We start from the raw sequence: 6,000 nt of genomic DNA, 5'->3' as shown, positions 1-6,000 counted from the left end.
TTAGTTCGGGTGAATTTTTTACGCAGCAACGCTTTTCCTGATTGATCCTGACAATGGATATGAAAGGAATGCTTGCCAAGATCGATGCCAATCAATGCGATAGTGTTCATGATGGTGGCCTCTTAAATAAAAAATAAATCACACGCTGTCAATATATCGCTAACAGGGTGAGGGCGGCCATCTCATTAGTGTGGTTTTTATGGATGCAGCTGGTGAAAATCAGCGGAATAATCTGCTTTAACCGCTTTATCTACTATGTATTCAGAATTTTACTATCAGTTAATGTTACTTTTATGTGAACGAATTAACATAGCATTCAAATTTTGGTATGCTGGGCGCCCGAAGCTAGGCATAACTTAACTTGAACTGATTAGGTTATGCCCGCAATCCTCTGACCTGGCACCCGGAACCATAACTCACAGCTTGCTCCAGTCAGCGTTATTGTTGCGAAAACACAATAGTCTGATAAGACAGGTTTTAAGTCGGGTGCAGACAGCCGGGTATATAAATGACAATGAGAGCGAGGAGAAAGTCGTGCTAGAAGAATACCGCAAGCACGTAGCCGAACGTGCAGTCCAAGGCGTCGTCCCTAAGCCATTGGACGCGGCGCAAGCGGCGGCGCTGGTTGAGTTACTGAAGAACCCACCAAAAGGTGAAGAAGATTTCCTGTTAGATCTGTTAATTAACCGTATTCCCCCGGGTGTTGATGAAGCGGCGTATGTAAAAGCCGGTTTTCTGGCCGCCATTACAAAGGGTGAAACCACCTCACCATTAATCACGCCAGAAAGAGCGGTTGAACTGCTTGGAACTATGCAGGGTGGTTATAATATTCATCCTCTGATCGATGCTCTGGATAATGAAAAACTGGCACCAATTGCCGCAAAAGCGCTCTCTCATACGCTGTTGATGTTTGACAATTTCTATGATGTAGAAGAAAAAGCGAAAGCAGGTAATCCACAAGCTAAACAAATTATGCAGTCTTGGGCTGATGCGCAGTGGTATTTGGAACGTCCTGAACTGGCAGAGAAAATCACCGTCACGGTATTTAAAGTGACTGGTGAAACAAACACTGACGATTTATCTCCTGCACAAGATGCATGGTCACGTCCTGATATCCCATTACATGCTCTGGCTATGCTGAAAAATGCCCGTGAAGGAATTGAACCTGATCAAGCTGGTGTTATTGGCCCAATCAAACAGATTGAAGAGTTGAATAAGAAAGGCTACCCACTGGCTTATGTTGGTGATGTTGTTGGTACAGGATCTTCCCGTAAATCGGCGACTAACTCAGTGTTGTGGTTTATGGGTGATGATATTCCGTTTGTACCCAATAAACGTGGTGGCGGTGTTGTTCTGGGTGGCAAGATCGCGCCAATCTTCTTCAATACGATGGAAGATGCCGGTGCGTTGCCAATAGAGATAGACGTTACCAAATTAAATATGGGTGATGTGATTGATATCTATCCATATAAAGGTGAAGTACATAACCACGAAACTCATGAACTACTGGCTGAATTTGAACTGAAAACAGATGTATTGTTGGATGAAGTTCGTGCTGGTGGTCGTATTCCACTGATTATCGGTCGTGGCTTAACCAGTAAAGCTCGTGAATCTCTTGGCTTACCACCCAGTGATATCTTCCGTCAGGCGAAAGCGGTAGAGAAAAGCAGTCGTGGTTTCTCGCTGGCTCAGAAAATGGTTGGCCGGGCATGTGGCACTGCGGGTATTCGCCCGGGTGAATACTGCGAACCTAAAATGACCTCTGTGGGTTCTCAGGATACCACTGGTCCAATGACTCGTGATGAGCTAAAAGATTTGGCATGTCTGGGCTTCTCTGCGGATCTGGTAATGCAGTCATTCTGCCACACAGCTGCTTATCCTAAGCCAGTTGACGTCACTACTCACCATACTCTGCCTGACTTTATCATGAACCGTGGCGGTGTTTCTCTACGTCCAGGTGATGGCATTATTCACTCATGGCTAAACCGTATGTTGCTGCCTGATACCGTAGGCACTGGTGGTGACTCTCATACCCGCTTCCCGATTGGTATTTCCTTCCCGGCAGGTTCTGGTCTGGTGGCGTTTGCGGCTGCGACGGGTGTAATGCCTTTGGATATGCCTGAATCTGTTCTGGTTCGTTTTAAAGGACAGATGCAACCTGGTATTACTCTGCGTGATTTGGTGCATGCGATTCCTTACTATGCGATTCAGCAAGGTCTTCTAACGGTTGAGAAGAAAGGCAAGAAAAACATCTTCTCTGGTCGTATCCTCGAAATCGAAGGTTTGCCAGATCTGAAAGTTGAGCAAGCGTTTGAACTGGCGGATGCGTCTGCGGAACGTTCTGCTGCGGGTTGTACCATTAAACTGGATAAAGCGCCGATTATCGAATACTTGCAATCCAATATTGTATTGCTGAAATGGATGATTGCTGAGGGTTATGGTGACCGCCGTACATTGGAACGCCGTGTAACAGGTATGGAAAACTGGCTGAAAGATCCTCAACTGCTGGAGGCCGATGCTGATGCGGAATACGCAGCGGTTATCGAAATCGATCTGGCTGAAATTAAAGAGCCAATTTTATGTGCACCAAATGATCCGGATGATGCCCGTTTACTGTCTGATGTAGCTAACAGTAAAATTGATGAAGTTTTTATCGGCTCTTGTATGACTAACATTGGTCATTTCCGTGCAGCAGGTAAGTTATTGGATCAACATAAAGGCCAATTGCCAACTCGCCTATGGGTTGCTCCGCCAACGAAAATGGATGCAGCTCAACTCACAGAGGAAGGTTATTACAGCATCTTTGGTAAGAGTGGGGCGCGGGTTGAAATTCCGGGTTGTTCCCTGTGCATGGGTAACCAGGCACGTGTTGCTGATGGTGTAACGGTTGTTTCCACGTCAACTCGTAACTTTCCGAACCGTTTGGGGACGGGGGCGAATGTTTACTTGGCATCGGCTGAGCTGGCTGCTATAGCTTCTCTGTTAGGGCGCTTGCCTACATCGGAGGAGTATCAACAATTTATGAATAAAGTTGATGAGACTGCGGAAGATACTTACCGTTATCTTAATTTTGATCAACTGAACCAATACACTGAAAAAGCAGATGATGTGATTTTCCAAACTGTGGTGTAACTTTATATTTGTAGATTGCAACATAAATAATGGGAGGAAAAAGACCTCCCATTTTATTATCTGGTTGTTTTTTACAGTGCTAATTCTACGGAAAATATATAAATGAAAAGGCAAAATTGAAAATTTATCTGTATCTTACTATTGGTTAAATATTTAAATTGATTTTAAGGTTATCCATTCATACTTTATGCTTCATAGTCAAATACTATGATATCGTCGACAGAATCGATAAGGAAATCTTTTAATTTGTCATGCGCTGGGTGGTATATATCCTATGGATTTCAAGATGCTTCGCGACGGCAAGGGAGTGAATCCCCGGGAGCATAGATAACTCTGTGACCGGGGTGAGCGAGTGCAGCCAACAAAGTAGTAGCTTGAAAGATGAAGGGTATAAATAGTTTGAAATAGCTTTATGATCATCAAATGTCATGGTGATAGCATGTGTAAAACCTTTATTTTTGTTTTCACTACTTATATTACCACCCCACTCAACAGAAGAAATACCGTTAATTTTATGCTACATGGAAATAGCAGTATCTCTTATCGTCGTTAATTGTTGCTCTTTTATCTCGGATGTGAATTTTAATAAAAGAATATGACGTATCATAATGACTCTTGAAAAGTGTCTCTGTTTTCCAGACAAGATAGAAAATAAATGGTTGTATTGCAATATTTCTAATGTATCTCATCAGTCAGCGGTTATACGTTCAATTTTGCTGTTTTTGTTTCCCTGAGATATTATTAGCATGGTGCCATTTATCCATAGTGGATATAAGCCCTGGTAATACTAGGGGAAAATGTCGGTCATCCAGGTGCAGAATCATGCAGTTGTGTCAGTTATAGAGGCTTTTATCTCCTACTTCTAACCAGCTTGTGGGCTGATTCTGGGTTGGAGTTGCTGGAAAGTATTAGAATGAAAAAAAACGCACTGGAGGTAAATGATGGACTATGAATTTTTGCGGGATGTTACTGGACAGGTGACTACCCGGTTTTCAATGGATCACGAAGCTATTGGTCAGTGGTTGAATGAAGAAGTTAAAGGTGATTTGACTGTGCTGGATAAGATTACTTCAGCGCTGGTTGAAATTCAGGGAAGTGAACGTCAATGGCAACTCGTGGGCCATGAATATACGCTACTGATGGATGACGAAGAGGTTATGATTCGTGCCAATCAGCTTGAGTTTGAAACTGATTCGATGGAGGAGGGCATGAGTTATTACGATAATGAGAGTCTGGCCTTTTGCGGAACCAAGGATTTTATGGATATGTTGTCCAATTATCGGGATTTTATTTTGCAAAAAAACTATTGATAAGAATTTGTGTATAGACAGAAATAATTTTCTGACATGATAGTTTTTTTCTTGCAATAAATGCTTGCTATGATTAATAGTCATCAGGTAGTTTTGTTTATTTCATTATAGTTGAATAATTAAATAATCAAGGTGGTTTTAATGGAAGATATCAGTTTGTCTGGTGGTTTTAATGAGGCTACAAATTGGTTTATCAATCATCAGGATTTAATCATCCAGTATCTGGTCAATATGGTCGCGGCTGTGTTGATTCTTGTTCTGGGGTTGATGGCGGCAAGATTGATCAGTAAGGGCATTAAAAGAGTTATGTCGTTGCGCGGCATTGATGTGACTGTGTCAGATTTCTTGGCTGCTGTCGTCCGTTATTTGATTATTGCGTTCACAGTTATTGCGGTCTTGGGCAAATTAGGTGTTCAAACCGCTTCTGTGATTGCGGTTATCGGTGCTGCTGGTTTGGCCGTTGGTTTGGCTTTACAAGGTTCTCTATCCAACTTTGCAGCAGGTGTGTTATTAGTCGCTTTCCGTCCAATCCGTGCGGGTGAATATGTTATTTTGGGATCAGTTGAAGGTACTGTGATTCAGGTGCAGATTTTCGCTACCACATTGCGTACAGTCGATGACAAAATCATTGTTATTCCGAATGGGAAAATTATTGCAGATAATGTCATTAATACCAGTCGAGAACCAAACCGTCGAACTCAGATAATGGTTGGAGTTGCATATAATGCAGATATTGATGAAGTTAAAAAAGTGTTGGGCGAGGTCATTGCGGCAGACAGCCGTATTCAGCATGATAGAGGTGTGACGGTCCGCTTACATGAAATGGCACCATCCTCGCTGAATTTTGTTGTGCGTGTATGGACTACCAATGGTGACGCTTGGGATGTTTATTGGGATTTAATGGAGAACTTTAAATGCGCATTGGATAAGCACAATATCAGTATTCCTTATCCACAAATGGATGTGTATTTGCATCAGAATAAAGTCAGTGATTAATCAAAGCGGTGAGCTTTAATCACTTGATGAAAAAGATGTTGTAAGCTTTTTGCGAATAAACCAGCACCGCGCCGTAAATGGCGCGGGCAATCTGTTTATCTGACTTGTTTTATTGACATAAAGTGCCAAGATTGTTTTTAATAAAATCATCACCGATGTCTTTTGTCAGCACTATTTTCTTGTTATCAGGTAAGCAAAGTATAGCCGATGAGACATCAGAATCGTGGAAATTAATATCGGCAGTGATTGTTCCATCACCATTTTCACCTTGCACTTTAAGGATAAAACGTTCACAGCCTTTTTTGCATGAGAAAGGCTGATAGTTACTGAGCTTTACATCGGTAATATTTGCTGTACCAATATAATATTTAATTATTTCAGATTGGTTTAATATTTCTTCAACATCACTTCGAAGCAAATAGTAATTTCTGATAGTGAATACAGTAATAATAATGATTACTAACAGCATGAAGCCAATAATTTTTTTCAAAATAATCTCTTCCTCTTATGTTCACAAAATTAACAGATTTATTAATGCTTTTAGTCTGTATTATCTTGATTT

General features: G+C 41.6%; 5 protein-coding genes and 1 pseudogene. 3 read left to right on the top strand and 3 right to left on the bottom strand.

Going from position 1 to position 6,000, the window contains the following annotated elements; all coding sequences use genetic code 11:
• A pseudogene (locus AM629_RS23160) lies at positions 1-110 on the bottom strand (IS110 family transposase); the annotation flags it as partial.
• A 424-nt stretch (positions 111-534) separates the two neighbouring features.
• Here AM629_RS23160 and acnB point away from each other — a divergent pair.
• Positions 535-3,132 (top strand): bifunctional aconitate hydratase 2/2-methylisocitrate dehydratase, encoded by a 2,598-nt coding sequence (acnB, locus tag AM629_RS00940; RefSeq protein ID WP_054475281.1) that lies wholly within the window; start codon positions 535-537, stop codon positions 3,130-3,132.
• A gap of 241 nt (positions 3,133-3,373) precedes the next feature.
• On the opposite strand, the gene AM629_RS25160 is transcribed toward acnB, so the two are convergent.
• The gene (locus AM629_RS25160) at positions 3,374-3,634 is read right to left on the bottom strand and encodes an antibiotic biosynthesis monooxygenase family protein (protein ID WP_072161772.1); all 261 of its coding nucleotides are present in this window, start codon (positions 3,632-3,634) and stop codon (positions 3,374-3,376) included.
• Between the two features lie 439 nt (positions 3,635-4,073).
• Between AM629_RS25160 and AM629_RS00935 the strand changes: the two genes are divergently transcribed.
• Complete coding sequence (locus tag AM629_RS00935; protein ID WP_054475280.1) at positions 4,074-4,442, top strand: YacL family protein; 369 nt, start codon at positions 4,074-4,076, stop codon at positions 4,440-4,442.
• A gap of 141 nt (positions 4,443-4,583) precedes the next feature.
• Complete coding sequence (gene mscS / locus AM629_RS00930; protein WP_054475279.1) at positions 4,584-5,438, top strand: small-conductance mechanosensitive channel MscS; 855 nt, start codon at positions 4,584-4,586, stop codon at positions 5,436-5,438.
• 109 nt (positions 5,439-5,547) lie between these two features.
• Here the strand turns inward: mscS and AM629_RS00925 are convergent, their stop codons facing one another.
• Positions 5,548-5,928: a hypothetical protein gene (locus AM629_RS00925; protein ID WP_054475277.1), complete on the bottom strand. Its 381-nt coding sequence runs from the start codon at positions 5,926-5,928 to the stop codon at positions 5,548-5,550.
• Positions 5,929-6,000 lie beyond the last annotated feature (72 nt).

It is taken from the genome of Photorhabdus heterorhabditis (genome assembly GCF_001280945.1).
Classification (GTDB): domain Bacteria; phylum Pseudomonadota; class Gammaproteobacteria; order Enterobacterales; family Enterobacteriaceae; genus Photorhabdus; species Photorhabdus heterorhabditis.
The sequence above is the reverse complement of the archived record's forward strand: the minus strand, read 5'-3'. Positions and strand labels throughout refer to the sequence as shown.